The sequence below is a fragment of the Ruegeria sp. SCP11 genome (genome assembly GCF_040329455.1).
Taxonomy (GTDB): domain Bacteria; phylum Pseudomonadota; class Alphaproteobacteria; order Rhodobacterales; family Rhodobacteraceae; genus Ruegeria; species Ruegeria atlantica_E.
The window spans coordinates 142345-163081 of record NZ_JBDZYG010000005.1; the positions used below are offsets into that span (position 1 = coordinate 142345).

Sequence of the window (20737 nt, forward strand, 5' to 3'; positions counted from 1 at the left end):
TTGTGAGAAGGGGGGTTCGCGCCAAACGTGGCGGCACTGTATGATGGTGATGCGAGCCCAATTCAAAGGACGAGTATCATGCAGACATTTTGGATGCGGCGCAGTTGCAACTTCGCCGCTGTATTAGGATTGGTTCTTCTTTTTTCTCCGGCGACCTTGGCTGCCGATCAAAGTGACGCGGACAAAGCTGTAGACACCTTCAATCATGCGATGCTTTCAATATTCCATCGTGGTCAAGGGGCGCTGTCAGAAGATACCCGACCGATCATGGTGATTGCGCGCGATGTCATCGTGATTTCAAAAGATGGTAAAGCAACATATCCAAGGAGCGCTCCGCGCTACCAGCAACTCAAGTCCACAACTCATGTTTTATTGGGGATCATTGGGGCGGTGACGCCCTGGCCTGATGACGATGCTGGCAACGACCGCTGGAAGCGTGAGTTTTCAACGATTTCTGCCGAGATTGATGCGCTTTTGGCCGCGATTGATGGTCTTGGGCTGTCGCAAGACTCGTTGGCCAGTCAGAAGGAAATGCTGGAGAAGGCCCGAGCCTTTACCGAACAGGCACTGGCCCAAGGCGAACTCACGCGCGAGGCGGTATCTAAGGTCATCAACGACACGCGACCGATTTGGGTGGAAAACATGCGCGAGACCGCACGCGCAGAGCTAACGGCGCTCCATTCTGCTGTGTCTTCAGCGCGCGCCGCAATGGATGAGGAGGATTGGGCCAAGATGTACATCGTCCACCACGGAGGCTCCAGCGTGGAAGACGTCAATGTGGTTCTCTTGTATCTACAGCGCGTAATGCCCGAGAAAGTTGCCGCAGGACAAGTGATGTTCGCCGAGAACGCTCATGGGACGGATGCTCTGGCAAACCACGTGGGCTACGTGATCATGCAGCGAAATGTAGGCGCATGGGCGTTCGGAGATCCAGCGCGCATGGAAGTTGATCTTTTGGGCTACGAGGCCGGATCAATCTTAGACGAAATGATCGAAGCTCCTCCGCCTGCTGACGTTGAATAAAACTGCAATGCCGGGAATACTAAAACCTGATCTTCCGTTTCCCATACTTACGTTCGGGCAAATCCATTTGGGGAGGCTCAGTGTGTTGTGGCATTGGCACTAGATCAGTGCCTCAATGTGCTCGCCGTTTTTCTGATCGAATAGGTGACGGATGATCGCTTCACAAGCGGATCTCTTGTTGAACTTAACAGTTACGTGAGTTTTCAGCGTTAAAGCGAAGTAAGCTTTGCTCTTCGACCTGTCTCAACTCAATACTGAAGCACATGTCGCTACTTTCGGAGCTTTAATGCGAATTAGCGTGGGCATCGCTGTATCAATACTGGTTGCCATATCCATCGGCGTGTCGACGGTTATTGTCCATTCCCTGTGGTGGAAGACTGCGCATGACAATAGCCGCATGCTCGCAGCCGAGATCAACAGTCAAATTGCAAACACCGTCCGCATAGAGGTGGGCGTTACGCTCAGGTCCGCCGAAGCCGCCTGGGCAGCCGTACGCACGATCTTTGTCCAGAACGTTATCGCGACGCGACAAGCCGACAAGAGAGAGTTTGTGTTTTTATCTCAACTACAGGCGCAACCGAATATTTCATGGATTTTCTTCGGCTGGCCGGATGGGAACTTTTTCGCGTCACATCGCTTAGGTAACGGCGGGCTTGAGATGATTGAAATCGACAAGGATATCCGTGACAGGATGTTGCGGAAGGACCGCTATATCTTCATTCCGGGTGACATCCAGTTCGAAGAGCGAACCTTTACCGAAACATCCTACGATCCACGCGCACATGCTTGGTTCGAAAACTTTATGGGCCTTGAGTCAACGGGGTGGATCGAAGCGCGCGACCTCCCGGGTAGTGACAAAACCGTCTACGCATTTGCTGGCCCGATAGACGTCAACCGAACTCGGCAAGGTGTCCTGGCTGTGGCGATCGAAACAGATCGGCTTTCGCGCTTTTTGGCGACAATTGCGCCCGGCGAGTTTGGCGCGGCGTTTATTCTGGATTCCGATGGTAAAGTGATCGCCGTACCGGACGCGGAAGCGGATGAGGTTACACCCGCGGGCATGGGTGAGGGCGAGCTTTATGAGGTCGCTAAGATCGCAGGGGAAAAGCTGTTGGGTGACCCTACAACAAATGCCCCGGGCGCATTGACAAAGCGTGTTGTCCTAGGAGGCGTGCCCTATGCAGTCGCTCTTACGCCTTTGGGATTTTACGGCTGGCGCGTTGCCACAGTCATTCCTGAATCTGCCTTTCTTTCGGAAATAGACAAGACGTTGATAAACCTGATCTATATACTGATCGGTGTGGTTGTCGTTGCCACCGGCTTGGCGATATGGTTGGTGCGCAAAATAGTCGCGAACCCGTTGGCGTATATCGCCGAAGACCTGAGCAAAATCGAACGCTTCGATGTCGAACGCATTGCGCGCAGGCCTTCCAAACTGTCTGAGCTTGCAAATCTTTCCGCGGCGACCGCAAGCATGGCTGCGGGTCTATCAGCGTTCCGCAAGTATGTACCTACCGACTTGGTGCGCATGCTGGTTGCCGAGGGTATCAAGACTCAGCCAGGCGGAGACATAAAGCAGATTTCCGTATTATTTTGCGATGTTACGGGTTTCACAGGTCTGTCTGAGAAACTGGGCCCCAAGATCGTCCAAATGATGGAACCCTTCTTCAACGCGTCCTCTACGGCCATCGCCCGTAATGGGGGAACTATCGACAAATTCATGGGCGACGCTGTGATGGCCTTCTGGGGCGCACCGCGCAAGGATATTAACCACGCCGAAAACGCCTGTCGCGCGGCACTGGACCTTGTCGCCGCTGTAGAGGAGGCCGGCATTGAAGACGATGCTGGCAACCCCCTGCGCGTCAGGATCGGGCTAAACAGTGGCGAGGCTCTGGTTGGTAACATAGGGTCAGAGCAGCGTTTGAATTATACTGCTATTGGCGATGTGGTGAACGTTGCCAGCCGGTTAGAGGGAGCCAATAAGGATTACGACACACTGATCCTGATTGGTCCAGAAACCCGACGCCAAGCGGCCGATAAGATCGTAGTGCGCGAACTGGACACGTTAACAGTATTTGGGCGCACAAAGGAGTTGGTGGTCTACGAACTGATCGCGATGGCGGATGGGATTGACGGATCGCTTGCGTGGATTGAGCCCTACGAAAAAGGCCTTGCACATTATCGAGCAGGGCAGTTTGAAAAGGCCGTCGCTGCCTTTAGGGCCGCTGATCAAGCACGAAACGGAGATCCCGCCTCGGCCGTCATGATGTCCCGCGCCCAATTTCTGTTGGAAAATCCGCCACCGGAAGATTGGAGTGCAGTTACGAACACCAACAAGAAGCGGTAGATTGCGGGGCCCGTAGACAGTAATTGTCCGTTGAATATTGGAACACAAAGAGTTTTGCACCAACAAACAATTTCAAGGTATGCTTTGCTGCGCAATGTTACTGTTCGATGTGCTTGGTGCCGCAACCGCAGCGAATGACAACTGTGCGGCCTGACCTGTCCCGAATATTGTGCCCCCGCGTCCCAAAGGTCGCGCCCGGCTCTAGCCACAGCCAATAACCGTACCGCTGTCTGCCGATAGCCGCGCCGCGCTACGACTATATCGTCTATCTGGCATTCCTACCTGCGGTCATTTGGCTGTTCTACAAGTATGCGACACCACTCAGTGCATGGCTTGATCAGCAGACGGTGTTCCTTAACGTAATTCTCGGCATTTATGGCCTGTTGCTATCGCTTTTACTTGCACGTTTTCTGTTTCAGTATGGCAGGTGGCTATTTCCACCAATGGAGTATTACAAACGCAACAGGTGGCCCGCGTTTATTCATCGAACGGCGGCAGGGTTTGTCGCAGCTGCGATTGGTGGGGGCGCTGCCTATGATCTCGCGAAGGCCATTTGGGCCACGATATTTCCGTGAAAGCGTCTTACACGGAATGTGATGTGCCTTGCCTTTTTCGTTGCAAACTTTGAGCCGATTGTTGTCGTTTCCAAAGTCATTTCGCGGTGTTGTTGAGGCGGGACAGTCACAACCTATAAGCGACAATTGACCCCCGCGAATGGGGGCTCGCTTTCACCCGCAACTTGGTCCAGAAAATCTCTACGCCGCAGCAACTAACAGGCATCATGTCCATATGCGCTATGACTTTTCCAATTTGTCAGCCCTTGATTTTGAAGAACTTGTGCACGATCTGTTGCAAAATTTGTGGGGCATTCGCCTCGAACTCTTTAAGCCGGGCCGGGATGGAGGTATAGATCTGCGCGCAGGGTCCGATGGTAAGGACCTAATAGTCCAATGTAAAAATTTTGCGAAATCGACTTATTCCAACCTCAAAACAAAGATGCGGGAAGAGGAATTGCCGAAGCTTCGACGACTGAAGCCCGGCAGATATGTTCTCGTTACTTCGCTTCCTCTTAGTGTCAGCCAAAAAGATGATCTTTTGGCTTTGCTGTCGCCTTATGTGCTCAACGGAAACGACATCATTGGGGGGAACGAACTGGAGAGGATGCTTGAGACTGAAGAACAAATTGTCAAACGGCACCATAAACTCTGGCTTACGAGCATCCCGGTTCTTAAGACTATCCTTCATGCCGCCGAACATCACCAGACGAGTTCATATTTGGAGCGCATCAGGAGAAAGCTTCCACTTTACGTGCAAACTAGTGCTTTTTCTCGCGCCTCAGATATCTTGGCAGACACAGGAGTTGCAATCATATCAGGCCCCCCGGGTATCGGCAAATCAACGCTTGCCGATATGCTGCTATATAACCACATGGCGAGCGGTTTTAGCCCTGTTGTAATCAGAGGAGGACTCTCAGAAGGCAGGCGCTTAGCCATAGGCAACGAAAAGATTATCTTTCATTTCGATGACTTTCTGGGTCAAACAAATCTTGGCGACAGGCCTGAATTCCTCGGTAGACGCGAGGATTCTGATTTAGTCGATTTCATTGATTGGGTCGTTTCAAGCCGCAGGCATAGATTTGTCCTTACTACAAGAGAGCATGTCCTTTCTGATGCTCTTCAGCGTTCAGAAAAGCTCCGCCAGCTTGAACTCACAAAGAAACGATGCTTAGTCACGGTGGCGGATTATGGCCGCGATCAACGGGCGCGAATTCTTTACAACCATCTATGGTTCAGTGAGCTACCCACGGAATACTTGCAAGAATTACTTCGTGACGACTTCTTTTTCGAGATCGTTGATCACAGAGACTTCAACCCGCGGATCGTGGAATGGTTGGCTAGCTATCAGCGCGTCCATTCAGTTACGTCAAACCAATACCAAAGTCATGTGAAAAGACTGCTCGAGAATCCGCACGAGATCTGGCGCCATGCCTACCGCTACGAGCTTTCGCAGGCAGCGCGTGATCTTCTTTCGACGATGCACTCACTCGCCTATGTTGTCTTCCTCGATGACCTTGAAAGAGCCTTTGGGAAGTTGCACGCAGCATCTTTAAAGCGCACAAACCGTCAAGATGTTCCCGCCGCTTGGCGAACCGCCATGAAAGATCTGGAGGGATCATTTATTACTGTTCGCGATGGCGTCGTAGAATTTCTAAACCCTTCGCTTCGAGACTTTATGGCGACCATTCTAGATGAGGATCCTGACGTATCACTTGATATCGTTGCTTCGGCAACCCGTTTCCATCAGCTTGAGCGGCTATGGCGCGGATCAAAATCGGATGGGCCATTCCCTTCCGTCCGTGAGCGCCTCCTAAGGGACCGCGAAAACCTCGTAGCGGGATTCCATCGACTTCTTCAAGAACCGAATCTGCGATGGTTTCAGTTGCCAGCAGGGCGCTCTGGTCACTACGTAGATGCGGGGTTTGCCGAGCGCGCAGAAATTCTACTTTTGATGCGTTTTGATATTCCCGAAATAGCACCGGTGGCACGCAAGGCAGTCGAACTAGTGGCAAGGAAACTCAAGTCTTGGAAGCTCAACATCGATGACGTAGCAGGCTTCCTCCAGCGCGTCGTCATTGGTGAAGTGAAAATTGACATTGAGGACGTCGTTCCGATTTTCAATGAGATTGATGCGCGTCTTCTCGAAGCACGGGCGGAAGAGTGGGTTTACCTACACAAACTGCGCGAGGCGTTGGGTGAACATGCATCCTTACGTTTACCGAGCTTTGGCGAGAGTTTTGAACACTTCTGTCAGAGTGGGCTTTCTGATGAGGCGCTAAATTACTACGAACCATCCGATTTCCAGTTACTCCAGCATGCGCTGGAACAGCTCCAAGATCTTTCAGATTTCGACTTTTCTTATGAGATTAGCGCAATTGATGAGCGATTGAGCGAAGTGGAATACGACGATTATACAAGTTCGAGTTTTATCAAATCCGGCGCAGGTAGCCTAGAAAAAAATAGCGTCTCAGCTATCGATGATGATGAAATTCGAGAGATGTTTTCGACCTTGAACTATGGTTGAGAAAAGGACGCCATTACAACGCTGCGCCATTTGGTTCAAAAAGGCCGTGAAGATTTTGATCATCGCTGAAATGCAAAACCAAAAAAGACGGGCATGCTAGCTACTGAGCCTGCCATTGGAAGTTATTTAGTGAAACCACGTTTCGTGGTAGCCCGGTGGTAGCCAAGCCTTCTCAAATCAGACACTAAGGTCATCTAAGTTATTGAAAAAGTGGTGAGCCGTGCAGGATTCGAACCTGCGACCCACTGATTAAAAGTCAGTTGCTCTACCAACTGAGCTAACGGCCCACTCTTCTGTTGGATCTTTCGATCCGTGGCGCTCTCTAAGGCATTTTCCCGACCGGGTTCAAGTCCTTATTTTGCACCTCGTTTCGCCATCACTTAACTTGTTTCCGGCGCCCCGATAGGCGGCCTAATTAGGCAGGTGGCGCGGGGGGGTCAACCCCTTTTTTCAGGAATCTTCACCGCAGGGTGGATTCCTTTGCTGCGCAGCGTTATATGCCCGCCATGCAACGAATGCTGACCTCTGGTTTGCCCTTCATGAAGATGCACGGGCTGGGCAATGACTTTGTCATCGTGGATGCGCGCGCGCAGCCCATTGAGATTTCGTCCGCCCTGGCCAAGGGAATCGGGCATCGGCAGTTCGGTGTGGGTTTTGACCAATTGGCCGTGATCGAAAATGGCGAATCGGATGCGCATCTCGTGTTTTTTAATGCCGACGGATCGACGTCGGCGGCCTGCGGAAACGCCACGCGCTGTATCGCGCGGTTTCTGATGGACGAATCCGGCAAATCCGACCTGACCCTGACCACCGAACGGGGCACGCTTTTTGCCCGTGATGCCGGGGATGGCTTGACCGCTGTGAATATGGGGCCGCCGCAGTTGGACTGGCAGGAAATTCCACTGGCTGAAGAGGTCGATACGTTGGAACTGCCGATTGAAGGTGGCCCGACGGCGACAGGCATGGGCAACCCGCACTGCACGTTCTTCGTCGAGGATGCCGAGGCGATCCCGCTGACCGAGTTCGGCGCGCGCTATGAATATCACCCGCTTTACCCCGAGCGCACCAATGTTCAGGTGGCTCAGATCATCGGTCCGGATCATATCCGTATGCGCGTGTGGGAGCGCGGCGTTGGATTAACGCTGGCCTCCGGGTCATCATCCTGCGCGACAGCCGTGGCGGCTGCGCGGCGCGGATTGACGGGGCGTAAGGTGCGGATCGACCTGGACGGCGGCACCATCTGGATCGACTGGCGCGAGGATGGCGTCTGGATGACCGGACCGACCTGCCATGTATTCTCGGGCACGCTGACGCCGGAATTTCTGAGGTCGCTGGCATGAGCGCTCCTAAGTTCACCACTCTGGGCTGTCGCTTGAATGCTTATGAGACCGAGGCGATGAAAGAACTGTCGCAGCAGGCCGGTCTGTCCGATGCCGTGGTGGTGAACACTTGTGCAGTGACAGCTGAAGCTGTGCGTAAGGCACGGCAAGAGATACGCAAGCTGCGCCGGGAAAACCCCAACGCACGGCTGATCGTGACCGGATGTGCTGCACAGACCGAACCCGAGACCTTTTCCCGGATGGACGAGGTCGATGCCGTCATTGGCAATACCGAGAAGATGCAGCCCGACACCTGGAAAGGCATGGCGGCAGATTTCATCGGCCAGACCGAAGCCGTACAGGTCGATGACATCATGTCGGTCACCGAAACGGCTGGTCACCTGATTGACGGCTTCGGAACCCGCTCGCGCGCCTATGTGCAGGTCCAGAATGGCTGTGACCACCGCTGTACCTTCTGCATCATTCCCTACGGTCGTGGGAACTCACGCAGCGTCCCTGCGGGCGTAGTGGTGGATCAGATCAAGCGGCTGGTGGACAAGGGGTACAACGAGGTCGTTCTGACCGGTGTTGACCTGACTTCATGGGGCGCAGATTTGCCCGCACAGCCCAAGTTGGGCGATCTGGTGATGCGCATCCTGAAGCTGGTGCCCGATCTACCGCGCTTGAGGATCAGCTCGATCGACTCGATCGAGGTGGATGAAAACCTGATGCATGCCATCGCGACGGAACCGCGGCTGATGCCACATCTGCACTTGTCGCTGCAACACGGGGACGACCTGATCCTGAAACGGATGAAACGCCGTCACCTGCGCGACGATGCCATCCGTTTCACCGAAGAGGCTCGCAAGCTGCGCCCCGAGATGACCTTCGGCGCGGATATCATCGCAGGCTTTCCGACCGAGTCCGAGGCGCATTTCGAGAACTCGCTCAAGCTGGTCACCGACTGCGATCTGACCTGGCTGCATGTCTTCCCTTATTCCAAACGTGAAGGCACTCCCGCGGCCCGGATACCGCAGCAGATCAACGGGAACATAATTAAAGACCGCGCGGCCCGCCTGCGCGCTGCAGGCGAGGCTCAGGTGGCCAACCACCTGAGCGCCCAGATCGGCAAAACCCATCACATCCTGATGGAGAATCCCCATATGGGCCGGACTGAGCAATTCACCGAAGTCACATTCGACACCCCACAAAACGAGGGGCAGATCGTGACAGCAAAAGTGCTGGGTTGCACCGAGACGCAGCTGATTGCCTGAGGCAGGCTCAACTAGCTGGTAACCGCAGAAACAGCGGCGGTATCGTAGTATTCATCGTATTCGCAGATCATCCCATCGCGGAACCGGCATATGATGACGATCGGCGTCTCGACCCGTTTGCCGGTGCCTTTGTGGGTCCAGGCGCACGCGCCGATGCCGACGACACGATCGTCCTGTGCGATGGTATCTTTCAGGGTCCAATGCTCCATTTCGAAGGCGCTGGTCAGATCTTCCAGATATTTCCACATCTCGGCTCGGCCATCGCGGGCACAACTGAAATCCAGCCCGTATTGCCCCCGACCCAGTGAGCGCATGCACAGATCCTCGGTCATGTATTTTTCCCACATCCCGACGTCCGACGCTTTGCTGTCGTGCCACTCCGCGAATGCCTTCCGCAACATTGCGACATTGCCCTGCGTGTCCATAATCCGTTCTCCCAAATGAAATTCCCTGAAATAATGCCCGCCCTAAAATTGACCGGAGCTTTGGGAGTATAGCACTGTCTGACACACCAACAAAAAAGGCCCGGCGCTAAGCACCGGGCCTTTTGAAACCTAAGAGGGGCCGATCAGACGGTCTTCTTGCCTTTCACGCCTGCCCACAGGCGCTTGTTGACCAGGTACAGCAGCACCGACAGCACGGACAGGAAAATCACGCCAACGAAGCCAGAGTACTTACGCTCCATCATCTTCGGCTCGGCTGTCCACATCAGGAAGGCTGCGATGTCTTCGGACATTGCTTCGACCGTGGCCGGGTGACCATCGGCGAATTCAACCTGATCTTCGGACAGCGGTGGTGCCATCGAGATCCAGCCTCCGGGGAAGGCTTTGTTCTCATACAGGATGGTGCCTGCCTCTTCCTTTTCCTCACCAGTATAACCATCCATCAGCGAGGCGATGTATTCCGCACCACCCATGCCTTTGAAGAACTGGTTGATGCCCAGACCGTAAGGACCATGGAAGCCCGCGCGGGCCTTGGCCATCAGGCTCAGGTCCGGTGCGCCAACGCCATTGTTGGCCGGGAAGTGGTCGGTCGGGATCGCCGGGCGGAAATCGTCCAGCTCGGGGTCGAACACTTCAAAGTTGGCTGCCGCATAAGCGATGACTTCTTCTTCCGAATAACCCAGCGCTTCCAGATCACGCAGAGGCACGTATTGCAGGCCGTGGCAGGCTGCACAGACCTCTGTATAGACCTGAAGTCCGCGCTGCAGTTGGTTCTGGTCCCAAGTACCAAACGGCCCTTCGAACGAGAAGTGGAAGTCCTCGACATGTCCCTCGCCACCTGCCGCGAAGGACGCGGCTGGGGTCAATGCGAGGGCAAACGCGGCACCGATTGCAAGTTTCTTGAACATGTTTCCGGTCCCTCTTCTTACTCGGCCGGCGTGGCGTCGGCGTCAGCCTTGCCATAATGCGCGTTGAAGTCTTCTTCGATGGTCTCGGGCTGGGCCAGAGGCTTCTCGATCACACCAAGGATCGGAAGGATCACGAAGAAATAGGCGAACCAGTAGGCGGACGCGATCAGCGAGAAGGTCGCATAGGGCTCTTCCGCGGGCATCGCACCCAGCCACATCAGGGCAAAGAAGTCGATGACCAGCAGGTAGAACCACCATTTGAACATCGGACGGTACTTGCCCGAACGCACGGTCGAGGTGTCCAGCCAAGGCGCCAGAGCCATCGCCAAGATCGCACCGAACATCGCAATCACACCAAAGAACTTGGCGTCGATGATGCCGCCGGTGATGAAGCTGGCGAATTGAACAACCCAGACCTCACCGGTAAAGGCCCGCAGGATCGCGTAGAACGGCAGGAAGTACCATTCGGGCACGATGTGCGCAGGTGTAACCAGCGGGTTGGCTTCGATGTAGTTATCCGGGTGGCCCAGATAGTTCGGCATGAAACCGACAATCGCCCAGAACACGACCAGGATCACGGCCAGCGCGAACAGGTCCTTGATCACGAAGTACGGCCAGAAGGGCAGGGTGTCTTTTTCTGCCTCGGCTTTTGAACCACGACGCACTTCAACACCTGTCGGGTTGTTGTTGCCGGTGGTGTGGAAGGCCCAGATATGCACGATCACCAGCGCCGCGATGACAAACGGCAGCAGGTAGTGCAGTGAGAAGAAGCGGTTCAGCGTGGCGTTGTCCACCGCGGGTCCGCCCAGCAGCCAGGTCTGGATCGCGTCACCCACAAACGGGATCGCGCCAAACAGGCCGGTGATCACGGTCGCACCCCAGAAGGACATCTGACCCCAGGGCAGAACGTAACCCATGAAGGCGGTGCCCATCATCATCAGGTAAATCAGCATCCCGATGATCCACGTGATCTCACGCGGGGCTTTGTACGAGCCGTAGAACAGGCCGCGGAAGATGTGGATGTAGACTGCAACAAAGAACAGCGACGCGCCGTTCATGTGCAGGTAGCGCAGCATATAGCCGCCATTCACGTTGCGCATGATGTGCTCGATGCTGGCAAAGGCCAGATCGACATGCGGGGTGTAGTGCATCACCAGGACGATACCGGTGACGATTTGCAGCGCCAGGCAGAACGCCAGGACGATGCCCCAGATCCACCACCAGTTCAGGTTCTTGGGGGTGGGAATCATCAGGGTGTCATACAGCAGGCCGACGATGGGCAGGCGGCTGTTCAGCCACTTCTCGCCGTTTGTCTTCGGCTCGTAATGATCGTGGGGAATTCCGGACATGCGTTGGGTCTCCCTTAGCCGAGTCTGATGGTGGTGTTGTCCGTCCATTCCGCAGGCGGAACGGGCAGGTTTTCAGGCGCGGGGCCCTTACGGATACGACCGGCAAGGTCATAGTGAGAACCGTGGCAGGGGCAGAACCAGCCGCCAAAGTCACCGGCATCACCCAGAGGCACACAGCCCAGGTGCGTACACACGCCCATCTGAACCAGCCAAGCGCCGGGTGCTTCGCCTTCGGGCGAAGGCATCACGCGGTTGGCGTCGGTCGCCGGGGCATCTGCCGCCAGATTCAGGTTCCGCGCCAGCGGGTCGGGCAGCGCAGCAACGCCTTCGGCGTCCTGTTCTTGCGCTTCTGCGATCTCGGCACCGGTGCGGTGACGAATGAATACAGGCTTACCCAGCCACTTCACCGTCAGCTGCGTGCCCGGCTCAACGCCGCTCACATCCACGCGGATCGAGGACAGCGCCTGAACGTCTGCCGATGGGTTCATTTGGTTGATCAGGGGCCATACGGCTGCACCCGTCGCAACGACACCTGCGCCGCCAGCGACGTAATAGAGGAAGTCTCTGCGAGTGCCTTCGTGGTCTTCTGCGTGGGACACGAGGTTTTCTCCGGTTTTCTGGCGCCCGCGTACGGGCAAATAGCTCGCGCACCGCACGAATGCGGTGTCTCAACGCGGGTATCTAGCTGGGAGAAATCGGTTCGTCCAGCGGTCATAGGCGCGCACTACGCCGCATCTGGGCATTCATGTCACAACGAGGCGGTATTTTTTCAAGATACAGGTGGGTTTAAGTGGTGAAAATCGCCGAGCATCCGGACTCAGAAATCATGTGATTCGGACCGGCCAACCACCCGTCAAAAAGTGTTGGTTGCGACGGTCCACACCCATGCTAAGAGCAGCTGGCGGGCAAGATTCTGACCAGTTTTCGCCACGCAATTTCCCACTTCTCGGGAATGTGTGGCTGTAAAAAATCTGAGTCAAAAATAGATATTTTATAAAGACTTACACGTGTCCGATTTCGATTGCACTTTTAACGGGAATCCTTGAAGGCGCGGGAAATTCCCAACCTCAGCAGGACGTTTCCCATGTCAAAGCTCATTGCCCCTACTCTGACCCTTGTTCTGACCCTTGCGTCTCAGGCCGTGGCCGCTGGCGATCCGGCAAAAGGCGAAAAACTCTATAATCGCTGCTCATCCTGCCACGCGATCATCAAAGATGGAGAAGTTTTGGTCAAAGGGGGAATCACCGGGCCGAATCTTTACGGCGTCGTCGGTCGCGTGGCCGGTTCCGAGAATGATTATCGCTATGGCAGCGAACGCCTGCCGGTCGGCATGTTCACCGATGACATGATCCGCGCGGGCGAGGAAGGGTTGATCTGGTCCGAGGAGAACATAGCCGCCTATTCGCAAGACCCCATCAACTTCATCAAAGAGTTTCTGGACGACGATACCGCGCGTCCGAACATGAGCGTCAAACTGAAAAAAGGCGCCGAGGATATTGCTGCCTATCTCGCCACCTTTAACGCTCAGTAACTGTAAAACGCCCTGCGCCACCTGAGGTGCAGGGCAGACTGCCTAGCTCGGCGGGCGCGTAGTGGTCATGCTGGGCCGCTCGTTGAATTCGGCAAACCACGCGGCGAGTGCGTCGTTGCCATTGCGCCAGCCCCGCGCGTCGTGACGCAAGTCCAGATAACCCAACGCGCACCCGATGGCTATCTGCCCCATATCCAGAGAGCCGGACAAATGTGCCATCCAGCGCTGGTTCAGCGCGGCGCAGGCGCGTTCGATCTTGACCCATTGCGCTTCGACCCATTCATTCCACCTCTTGTCTTCGGGGCGCAGGCGGGATTCGTAGGTCATCAGCAAAGCGGCATCCAGAATGCCGTCGGCCAGCGCCTCAAGCGTCAGTACATCCCAGTGTGCAGAACCGTCGGGATATAGTCCTGCCTTGGCACGTGAATCCAGAAAGGCACAGATCACTCGACTGTCGAACAGGGTCGGACCATCCGGGCGCTCCAACGCCGGAACCTTGGTCAGCGGTGCCTTGCTCAGTAAAGGCGTGGCCGGTGAAACCGGTGTGTTCTCAACCGTCTCCAGCTCAACATCCTGTAGCTGATCGGTTTCGTGCAGCAACACCATGACTTTGCGCACATAAGGTGACGTCGGACTGTGATAGAGTTTCATTCGCGATCTCCCTGCTTGCGCCGACCTTACAGCACAAGGTCTGAAACAGAACCCGCCAATTCGCTGACATTAATATCCCTTGCGGAACCCCGCGTGTCTTGGCAATGTCCGCCCGTTCTCAGGGCGGGGTGGAATTCCCCACCGGCGGTAAGCGGGCTGCGATCCGTAAGCCCGCGAGCGGCCCCGTTTGTCGGGGTGACAAGCAGATCTGGTGAGATACCAGAGCCGACGGTTACAGTCCGGATGAAAGAGAACGTGCAGCGCGCCATTAAACCGGCGTGTCTGCTCGTGATCGCCTTGGGTGACGTGTCTGTTGCGAAAGGAGATCATGATGACACACACCCGCTATGCTTTTGTCAAAGCCAACTGGCATTCAGATATCGTTGACCGTGCGCTTGATGGGTTTCTGGAACTCATCCCTGCCGAGCAAGTCGATGTTTTCGACGTTCCTGGCGCGTTCGAAATGCCCCTGCTGGCGCGCGATCTGGCCCAAACCGGCAAATATGCCGCCGTCGCCTGCGCCGCCTTTGTGGTGGATGGTGGCATCTACCGGCACGATTTCGTGGCGCAAGCGGTGGTCGATGGCCTGATGCGCGTAGGGCTGGACACAGGCGTTCCTGTCCTGTCGGTCTCGCTGACCCCGCATCAGTATCAGGAAACTGACCATCATAATGCCATCTACCGCGAGCATTTCATTGAAAAAGGTCGCGAGGCCGCGCAAGCCGCGCTCAAGATCACACAAACTCGCACCGGATTGGCATCGGCTGCGTGACGTGACTAAGGTTGGGGTCAAACCGCCCCAACCGCAAATCCGCTTGAGGCTGCGGGCCTTGCCCGCTAATCACGACGCGCAAAGGAGCATGCCCCATGTCGATGAACAGCTTTGGACACATTTTCCGCGTCACTACCTGGGGTGAAAGCCACGGACCTGCGCTGGGCGCAACCGTCGACGGCTGCCCTCCGGGCGTCGCGATTGACGAAAGCATGATCCAGCACTGGTTGGACAAGCGTAAACCCGGTCAGAACAAGTTCACCACCCAACGGCGTGAACCTGATCAGGTGAAAATCCTGTCCGGCGTTTTCGAAGGCCAGACCACCGGGACGCCTGTGCAGCTGATGATCGAGAACACCGATCAGCGCTCGAAGGACTATGGCGATATCATGGACAAGTTCCGTCCGGGCCACGCCGATATCACCTATTGGCAGAAATACGGCATCCGGGATTATCGCGGCGGTGGGCGCAGCTCGGCCCGGGAAACTGCGTCGCGTGTCGCCGCGGGTGGGCTGGCGCGCGAAGCGATCAAACAGATCGCGCCCAATGTGCAGATCACCGGCTACATGGTGCAAATGGGACCGCGCAAGATTGACCGTGCCAATTTCGACTGGGCGCAGATCGAGCAAAACCCGTTCTGGACGCCCGACGCACAAGCCGCCGAGGATTGGGCCACCTATCTGGACGACCTGCGCAAGTCCGGCAACTCGGTCGGCGCAGTGGTCGAGGTTGTGGCGCGTGGTGTCCCAGCCGGGATCGGAGCGCCTGTTTACGCCAAGTTAGACACTGATCTGGCCGCTGCGATGATGTCGATCAACGCGGTCAAAGGCGTTGAGATCGGTGAAGGTATGGCTGCCGCGGAACTGACCGGTGAGGCCAACGCGGACGAAATCTTTATGGGTCAGGATGGCCCGCAATACAGCTCGAACCACGCGGGTGGCATCTTGGGAGGCATCTCGACCGGGCAGGACCTTGTGGTGCGCTTTGCGGTCAAACCGACATCGTCGATTCTGACGACCCGTAAGACCATCACCAAATCGGGCGAAGAGACCGAAATCATCACCAAAGGCCGCCACGACCCCTGCGTCGGCATCCGCGCGGTGCCAGTGGGTGAGGCGATGATGGCCTGCGTGATCCTAGACCACCTGCTGCTGCACCGTGGCCAGATCGGAGAGAACCGTGGACGGATCGGCTGATCTGCGCTCGCGCCTACGCGCCGTTGTTGCGCAGCGGATGGAGACCGATCCGGCACATGATCTGGCTCATCTTGACCGGGTTTGGGTGAACGCGCAGGCTATTGCGGACGAGCAGACAGATATGCCCGTCCTTCTGGCGGCCTGCTACCTGCATGATCTGGTAAACCTGTCCAAGGACGACCCTGACCGTCACCTGGCCTCTCGTCAGTCTGCGCAGGAATCAGATCCTATTCTGGACAAACTCGGTTATTCATCTGATCAGATACGCGCAATTCAACATGCGATTGAGGCGCATAGCTTTTCGGCCAATATCACCCCGGCAACGCCCGAAGCCTGTATCCTGCGCGATGCAGACCGTCTGGACGCTCTGGGTGCGATTGGCGTTGCCCGGAACTTTTCTGTTTCGGGCGCTTTGGGTCGCGCGCTTTATGACCCGGCGGACCCGTTTGCCGCGGATCGACCGTTGGACGATCTGACCTATTCGCTGGATCACTGGAAGGTCAAACTCCTGTCTCTGCCGACCGACATGCTGACCGAGGGCGGGCGGGTTATCGCGCAAACGCGCGTGCAACGCATGATCCGGTTTCTTGAGGAATTTTCCGAAGAAATCGGCAGCGCTCTGCCCTCCGACTGGGTCAATGAATGACCGCGACGACGGGCCGTTGATCTTTTCCCGCTAAAAGCGCAGGGTCGCGCGCATGGCAAAATCGTTAACATCGCATCGACCTCTTTTGTCCGTCGCTCTGAAGACGAGTGCGGTGTTTCTGTTCACCGTCATGGCGGCGCTAATTAAATCGCAGTCCGATCACTTCCCGCCGGGTGAGATGGTATTTTTCCGGTCGCTGTTCGCCATTCCGGTGATCATCATATGGCTGATCTCACGCGGAGAATTGGTACAGGGCTTTGTCGTGCGCAAACCCATGGGCCACTTCTGGCGTGGCGTTCTGGGCACAACCGCGATGGGGCTGACCTTTACTGGTCTTGGTCTGATTCCTCTACCCGAGGCGACAGCAATTGGTTACGCCACCCCGATCTTCACCCTGATTCTGGCGGCGATCATGCTCGGTGAGCGTATCCGCAAGATCCGAATCGCCGCCGTCGCCATCGGGCTGTTGGGGGTTCTGATCATGATCTGGCCCCGACTGGGCGGCAACAATTTGGAGACCGCCGCCACCATCGGTGCTCTTTGTATTCTGGGCGCGACCATCGCCCGTGCTTTCGTGCAGATCCACATCCGGCAGTTGGTGCAGGTGGATCACCCTGCGGCTATCGTGTTCTATTTCTCGATGACAGCAACGCTCCTGTCCGGGCTGACCGTCTTTTGGGGCTGGGTCCTGCCCACATGGGAGCAAGCCGCCGTACTGATCATGGCCGGGCTCATCGGGGGTGTGGCACAGATTCTGGTGACCTCGTCCTATCGCTTTGGCCAGGCCTCGATGCTGGCGCCCTATGACTATACCTCGATGCTGTTTGCCATCGTCATCGGCTATGTTTGGTTCAGTGAATTGCCGACGCTGGTGATGCTGGCTGGCGCGGCATTGGTGATTGCGGGCAACATCGTCGTGATCTGGCGCGAGCATCAGTTGGGGTTGGAACGCGGAAAGGCCCGCGCAGTCACCGATCCCAAAGCCTGACCTTTACCTTTGCAGAACTTCCCCTAGGGTGTGCCCAACAAAAGATGAGGGTTTCCCATGAGCGACGCACAAGATCACAAGGAAAAGATGCAAAAGGTGCAAGCCCAGCACCGCAAGAAAGTGTCCGAGGCCGTCGACCCGGAACGCGGACTGGTTCTGATCAATACCGGCAAGGGCAAGGGCAAATCCTCGGCCGCGTTCGGCGTCGTGATCCGTGCACTTGGATGGGGTCAGAAAGTCGCCGTAGTGCAGTTCATCAAAGGCAAATGGAAGACCGGTGAGCGGCGCTTTTTCGAGGAGCGCGATCTGGTGACCTGGCACACCATGGGCGAGGGCTTTACCTGGGACACGCAGGACCGCCAGCGGGACATCGCTGCCGCAAATGCCGCCTTCGACAAAGCGCGCGCCCTGATGTCCAGTGGCGACTACGATCTTGTGGTGTTGGATGAGATCAATATCGCGCTGCGTTATGAATACCTGTCGGTCGAACAAGTGATCGACGGGCTGAAAGGGCGTTCCGAAAAGACCAGCGTGTTCCTGACCGGGCGTGACGCCCCGCAGGCGCTGCGCGACTATGCTGATCTGGTCACAGAAATGACCGAGGAAAAGCACCCGTTCCAAGCCGGAATCAAAGCCCAGCGTGGTGTAGATTTCTAGGATCAGAGTCAAAACAGCCCCAAACGGGGCTGTTATCCGGGTCGGGTTTCGTTCAGAAACCGGACCGAACCGCGTCGGCTGGCGGCACTGGCCGGTAAGGTGTTTTCTGCCTTGCGGTCGTCGATGGCGTCTTTCTTGTCGACATAGGCGCAAAAATCATCGTCGCAGCAGCATCCGCACGCGGTAGCCGCTTCGTGCCGTGCCATGATTTCGTCCAGCGGATCACCCATACCCAAACTCTTGACCTTGCCAACGACGGTTCGTTTCCGAGGCGGCGGCGTGCTCTCACCATTTCATGCGCTAAGCCCGCAAACCGCCTCGAAACTCTGTGCCTGACGCTTCTGCATCTGGTGTCGCCTTTTATCTGATTATTTTTGTCGGGAATTGCAAGGGCAAATGCGTCGCGCCCCCGAGTCAAACCTCTGAGGCGCGAAGGCACAATCAGATGCCTTGTGGCTGCGGGTCGAGCGTAACCGACCACAATTCGGTATCTGCACGGTCCATCAGGCGGACGGTCATCTGTTGCGTTGCGCCGTCGATATCCACCAGCCCAAAGAACTGCAGCCCTGCGCTGGGTGGAAGATTCACGCCTTGGCCTTCAATCGGAGCTTTGACGAACTTAACCTCGGGGCCAAACGTTCCATCCAACGCGTTTGGACCAAAAGTACCAGCGTGAAGCGGCCCGGATACAAATTCCCAGAAAGGTTCAAAATCTTGGAATTGAGCCTTATTAGGGTCATAATAGTGCGCCGCGGTATAGTGCACATCAGCCGTGAACCAGACAGTGTTAGTGACCCCCGCCGTCTTGATAAAGCGCAGCAGATCCGCAATCTCCAGCTCTCGCCCCTTCGCCGGGCCACTGTCACCGTTCGAGATCGCCTCGGCTCCGGCCTGCTCTTTCCAGTTATCCCACACGATCAGACCGATGGGCATGTCAGAGGCGATTACTTTCCACGTGGCTTGGGACCCGGCGAGTTCCTGTTTCAGCCAGACCAGTTGCTCGGCCCCCAGAATGCGGGACTGATCAGTGATCTCATCTTCCATTGATGGGCCATTTGCGCCGCGATAGCTGCGCAGGTCCAGGAAGAACACATCCAGCATCGGACCGTAGGAGATTTTGCGGTACACCCGCCCCGGTTCCGCGGGCGTAATCCGCAGCGGAGTCATCTCATGAAACGCTCGCCCGGCGCGGGATTGCAGCACGTGCACCGATTTCTCGGTATAGCGATCATCCGAGATCAGGTCCTTGGCATCCGACCAGTTGTTGACCACCTCATGATCATCCCACTGGAAAAAGGTCGGGCAAACGGCATTCATCGCGCGCACATGCGCGTCCATCATGTTGTATTTCCACTGGGCGCGAAATTCGTCCAGCGTTTCGGCAACCTTGCGTTTTTCATCGATCAGAGTGGTGTTCTTCCAGATCACTTGACCGTCTTTTTCAACCTCATCCTGCATCGGACCGTCGGCATAAATGGTATCGCCAGAGTGGATGAAGAAATCTGGCTTGTGCTGGGCCATGGTCGCATAAGTGCGCATGCCTTCGTTATCAATGCCCCAGCCCTGACCTGCCGTGTCACCCGACCAGGCAAAGCGGATATTGCGGCGTGAGGTTGGCGCGGTGCGGAATTGGCCAATAATAGGTTCTGATACGACGTTGATGTCGCTCAGATCGGCAGCCACAAAGCGATAGAAGATATCCTGATCCGAAGGTAGCCCCTCAACCAGCCGTTTCACTGCAAAATCGCTGTTCGGGATCGCGTCTATCGGAGTCAACTGGCGGGCATCGGCGAAGCTTTCGGTGGTCGATACTTCCATCATCACCCGCGCCGGGCGGTCGGTGCGGGTCCAGATCATGCCCGAGGTCGTATCCACATCACCCGACTGCACACCATGGGTGAACACGGGACGCGACGAAGCGCGGCTGATCGCGGGCATGGACAAAGACGCGGCAAATGCGGTGCTGCCGGCAAGAAAGGCACGGCGGTTGGGGCGAAGGATTCGGGTCATCTGGGCTCTCCTGTCTGGTGACCTGTGATTGGTCACGCGATTGGTGAGCGGCAGTGAGCCGCCTGTTTGTAAAACAAGCGGCTCAGATTTTTGAAAGTATCACGATGATATTGTGACACTTTGTGGACTACTTGCTCAGGCAGTTACGCCTTCTTCCGGCGCACTAAGCGAGATGACGGCGACCACCGCCGCGCCGTTCAGCCAGTAGTATATCGCATCCAGGCCTGAGAACCCAAACAGGCTGGGCGCGGCCAAAAACACGACACCGACCAACAGATCAACGGCCAGGTGGAGCTTGTAGGGCAGCACCCGCCACAGTCCCAGATGGTGGTCAGTCAGAACGGTGAGTACAAAGGCCGCCGCGCCGGTGGCCACTGACAGCCACAAGGCCATTGGATTGGATTGCCCCAGCCCCAGAACGAAGGGCAGCACCATCAGCGCGAAGGCGACGGGGTAATCCAGATAAGCGTGCACAGTGCGGGTAACGAAACGGACAGACATTGAGTTTTCCTTTCCTTGCTTGGCATGACCTCAAGCTAGGA

General features: G+C 56.2%; 19 protein-coding genes, 1 tRNA gene and 1 riboswitch. Of the genes, 11 read left to right on the top strand and 9 right to left on the bottom strand.

Features of this window, described 5'->3' with window-relative positions; translation table 11 throughout:
- Positions 1-78: 78 nt before the first annotated feature.
- The 3 genes from ABLN94_RS09560 (at position 79) to ABLN94_RS09570 (ending at position 6451) form a co-directional block, all read left to right on the top strand.
- Positions 79-1023, top strand: a complete 945-nt coding sequence (locus tag ABLN94_RS09560) for a hypothetical protein (protein WP_352991890.1) — start codon at positions 79-81, stop codon at positions 1021-1023.
- 286 nt (positions 1024-1309) lie between these two features.
- On the top strand, positions 1310-3370 hold the full coding sequence (locus ABLN94_RS09565; RefSeq protein WP_352991891.1) for an adenylate/guanylate cyclase domain-containing protein: 2061 nt from the start codon (positions 1310-1312) through the stop codon (positions 3368-3370).
- A gap of 789 nt (positions 3371-4159) precedes the next feature.
- Positions 4160-6451 (top strand): restriction endonuclease, encoded by a 2292-nt coding sequence (locus tag ABLN94_RS09570; protein ID WP_352991892.1) that lies wholly within the window; start codon positions 4160-4162, stop codon positions 6449-6451.
- Between the two features lie 211 nt (positions 6452-6662).
- Here ABLN94_RS09570 and ABLN94_RS09575 read toward each other — a convergent pair.
- Positions 6663-6738 (bottom strand) — tRNA-Lys (locus tag ABLN94_RS09575).
- A 210-nt stretch (positions 6739-6948) separates the two neighbouring features.
- Between ABLN94_RS09575 and dapF the strand changes: the two genes are divergently transcribed.
- Both dapF and mtaB read left to right on the top strand, forming a co-directional pair.
- Positions 6949-7791 carry a diaminopimelate epimerase gene (gene dapF / locus ABLN94_RS09580; RefSeq protein WP_352991894.1) on the top strand — a complete coding sequence of 281 codons (843 nt, stop codon included), beginning with the start codon at positions 6949-6951 and terminating at the stop codon, positions 7789-7791.
- Positions 7788-9044 carry a tRNA (N(6)-L-threonylcarbamoyladenosine(37)-C(2))-methylthiotransferase MtaB gene (mtaB, locus tag ABLN94_RS09585; protein WP_352991896.1) on the top strand — a complete coding sequence of 419 codons (1257 nt, stop codon included), beginning with the start codon at positions 7788-7790 and terminating at the stop codon, positions 9042-9044. Before dapF ends, mtaB begins: the two co-directional genes overlap by 4 nt.
- Before the next feature lie 11 nt (positions 9045-9055).
- On the opposite strand, the gene ABLN94_RS09590 is transcribed toward mtaB, so the two are convergent.
- The 4 genes from ABLN94_RS09590 to petA all read right to left on the bottom strand — a co-directional run bounded on the left by ABLN94_RS09590 (position 9056) and on the right by petA (position 12343).
- Positions 9056-9469: a nuclear transport factor 2 family protein gene (locus ABLN94_RS09590; protein WP_352991897.1), complete on the bottom strand. Its 414-nt coding sequence runs from the start codon at positions 9467-9469 to the stop codon at positions 9056-9058.
- 143 nt (positions 9470-9612) lie between these two features.
- Positions 9613-10395, bottom strand: a complete 783-nt coding sequence (locus tag ABLN94_RS09595; RefSeq protein ID WP_352991899.1) for a cytochrome c1 — start codon at positions 10393-10395, stop codon at positions 9613-9615.
- A gap of 17 nt (positions 10396-10412) precedes the next feature.
- Entirely contained in the window at positions 10413-11744 is a 1332-nt protein-coding gene (gene petB, locus ABLN94_RS09600; RefSeq protein WP_170488087.1) for a cytochrome b, read from the bottom strand.
- Positions 11745-11758: 14 nt separating this feature from the next.
- On the bottom strand, positions 11759-12343 hold the full coding sequence (petA, locus tag ABLN94_RS09605; RefSeq protein WP_170488089.1) for a ubiquinol-cytochrome c reductase iron-sulfur subunit: 585 nt from the start codon (positions 12341-12343) through the stop codon (positions 11759-11761).
- 485 nt (positions 12344-12828) lie between these two features.
- Between petA and ABLN94_RS09610 the strand changes: the two genes are divergently transcribed.
- Positions 12829-13275 carry a c-type cytochrome gene (locus ABLN94_RS09610; protein ID WP_352991901.1) on the top strand — a complete coding sequence of 149 codons (447 nt, stop codon included), beginning with the start codon at positions 12829-12831 and terminating at the stop codon, positions 13273-13275.
- A gap of 42 nt (positions 13276-13317) precedes the next feature.
- Here ABLN94_RS09610 and ABLN94_RS09615 read toward each other — a convergent pair whose 3' ends face one another.
- Positions 13318-13926: a glutathione S-transferase gene (locus ABLN94_RS09615; protein ID WP_352991902.1), complete on the bottom strand. Its 609-nt coding sequence runs from the start codon at positions 13924-13926 to the stop codon at positions 13318-13320.
- Between the two features lie 110 nt (positions 13927-14036).
- Positions 14037-14185, top strand: a riboswitch (FMN riboswitch).
- Between the two features lie 72 nt (positions 14186-14257).
- Here ABLN94_RS09615 and ABLN94_RS09620 point away from each other — a divergent pair.
- The 5 genes from ABLN94_RS09620 (at position 14258) to cobO (ending at position 18185) form a co-directional block, all read left to right on the top strand.
- Positions 14258-14698 (top strand): 6,7-dimethyl-8-ribityllumazine synthase, encoded by a 441-nt coding sequence (locus ABLN94_RS09620; protein ID WP_352991903.1) that lies wholly within the window; start codon positions 14258-14260, stop codon positions 14696-14698.
- 95 nt (positions 14699-14793) lie between these two features.
- A complete protein-coding gene (gene aroC, locus ABLN94_RS09625) occupies positions 14794-15894 on the top strand; it encodes a chorismate synthase (RefSeq protein ID WP_352991904.1) in 1101 nt (366 codons plus the stop codon).
- On the top strand, positions 15878-16540 hold the full coding sequence (locus tag ABLN94_RS09630; RefSeq protein WP_170488099.1) for an HD domain-containing protein: 663 nt from the start codon (positions 15878-15880) through the stop codon (positions 16538-16540). Before aroC ends, ABLN94_RS09630 begins: the two co-directional genes overlap by 17 nt.
- Positions 16541-16592: 52 nt before the next feature.
- Positions 16593-17528, top strand: coding sequence for a DMT family transporter (locus ABLN94_RS09635; protein WP_352991905.1), 936 nt, complete (start codon positions 16593-16595; stop codon positions 17526-17528).
- Positions 17529-17585: 57 nt separating this feature from the next.
- Positions 17586-18185, top strand: a complete 600-nt coding sequence (gene cobO / locus ABLN94_RS09640; RefSeq protein ID WP_352991906.1) for a cob(I)yrinic acid a,c-diamide adenosyltransferase — start codon at positions 17586-17588, stop codon at positions 18183-18185.
- Positions 18186-18217: 32 nt separating this feature from the next.
- Here the strand turns inward: cobO and ABLN94_RS09645 are convergent, their stop codons facing one another.
- The 3 genes from ABLN94_RS09645 to ABLN94_RS09655 all read right to left on the bottom strand — a co-directional run bounded on the left by ABLN94_RS09645 (position 18218) and on the right by ABLN94_RS09655 (position 20696).
- On the bottom strand, positions 18218-18415 hold the full coding sequence (locus tag ABLN94_RS09645) for a hypothetical protein (protein WP_170488105.1): 198 nt from the start codon (positions 18413-18415) through the stop codon (positions 18218-18220).
- Positions 18416-18626: 211 nt separating this feature from the next.
- A complete protein-coding gene (locus ABLN94_RS09650; RefSeq protein ID WP_352991908.1) occupies positions 18627-20195 on the bottom strand; it encodes an alkaline phosphatase D family protein in 1569 nt (522 codons plus the stop codon).
- 135 nt (positions 20196-20330) lie between these two features.
- Complete coding sequence (locus ABLN94_RS09655) at positions 20331-20696, bottom strand: SPW repeat domain-containing protein (RefSeq protein WP_352991910.1); 366 nt, start codon at positions 20694-20696, stop codon at positions 20331-20333.
- Positions 20697-20737 lie beyond the last annotated feature (41 nt).

Excerpts from the sequence above, each read along its gene's own strand:
- ABLN94_RS09560 (WP_352991890.1), top strand. The coding sequence starts at position 79 with ATGCAGACATTTTGGATGCGGCGCAGTTGCAACTTCGCCGCTGTATTA.
- ABLN94_RS09565 (WP_352991891.1), top strand. The coding sequence starts at position 1,310 with ATGCGAATTAGCGTGGGCATCGCTGTATCAATACTGGTTGCCATATCC.
- ABLN94_RS09570 (WP_352991892.1), top strand. The coding sequence starts at position 4,160 with ATGCGCTATGACTTTTCCAATTTGTCAGCCCTTGATTTTGAAGAACTT.
- dapF (WP_352991894.1), top strand. The coding sequence starts at position 6,949 with ATGCCCGCCATGCAACGAATGCTGACCTCTGGTTTGCCCTTCATGAAG.
- mtaB (WP_352991896.1), top strand. The coding sequence starts at position 7,788 with ATGAGCGCTCCTAAGTTCACCACTCTGGGCTGTCGCTTGAATGCTTAT.
- ABLN94_RS09590 (WP_352991897.1), bottom strand. The coding sequence starts at position 9,469 with ATGGACACGCAGGGCAATGTCGCAATGTTGCGGAAGGCATTCGCGGAG.
- ABLN94_RS09595 (WP_352991899.1), bottom strand. The coding sequence starts at position 10,395 with ATGTTCAAGAAACTTGCAATCGGTGCCGCGTTTGCCCTCGCATTGACC.
- petB (WP_170488087.1), bottom strand. The coding sequence starts at position 11,744 with ATGTCCGGAATTCCCCACGATCATTACGAGCCGAAGACAAACGGCGAG.
- ABLN94_RS09610 (WP_352991901.1), top strand. The coding sequence starts at position 12,829 with ATGTCAAAGCTCATTGCCCCTACTCTGACCCTTGTTCTGACCCTTGCG.
- ABLN94_RS09615 (WP_352991902.1), bottom strand. The coding sequence starts at position 13,926 with ATGAAACTCTATCACAGTCCGACGTCACCTTATGTGCGCAAAGTCATG.
- ABLN94_RS09620 (WP_352991903.1), top strand. The coding sequence starts at position 14,258 with ATGACACACACCCGCTATGCTTTTGTCAAAGCCAACTGGCATTCAGAT.
- aroC (WP_352991904.1), top strand. The coding sequence starts at position 14,794 with ATGTCGATGAACAGCTTTGGACACATTTTCCGCGTCACTACCTGGGGT.
- ABLN94_RS09635 (WP_352991905.1), top strand. The coding sequence starts at position 16,593 with ATGGCAAAATCGTTAACATCGCATCGACCTCTTTTGTCCGTCGCTCTG.
- cobO (WP_352991906.1), top strand. The coding sequence starts at position 17,586 with ATGAGCGACGCACAAGATCACAAGGAAAAGATGCAAAAGGTGCAAGCC.
- ABLN94_RS09645 (WP_170488105.1), bottom strand. The coding sequence starts at position 18,415 with ATGGGTGATCCGCTGGACGAAATCATGGCACGGCACGAAGCGGCTACC.
- ABLN94_RS09650 (WP_352991908.1), bottom strand. The coding sequence starts at position 20,195 with ATGACCCGAATCCTTCGCCCCAACCGCCGTGCCTTTCTTGCCGGCAGC.
- ABLN94_RS09655 (WP_352991910.1), bottom strand. The coding sequence starts at position 20,696 with ATGTCTGTCCGTTTCGTTACCCGCACTGTGCACGCTTATCTGGATTAC.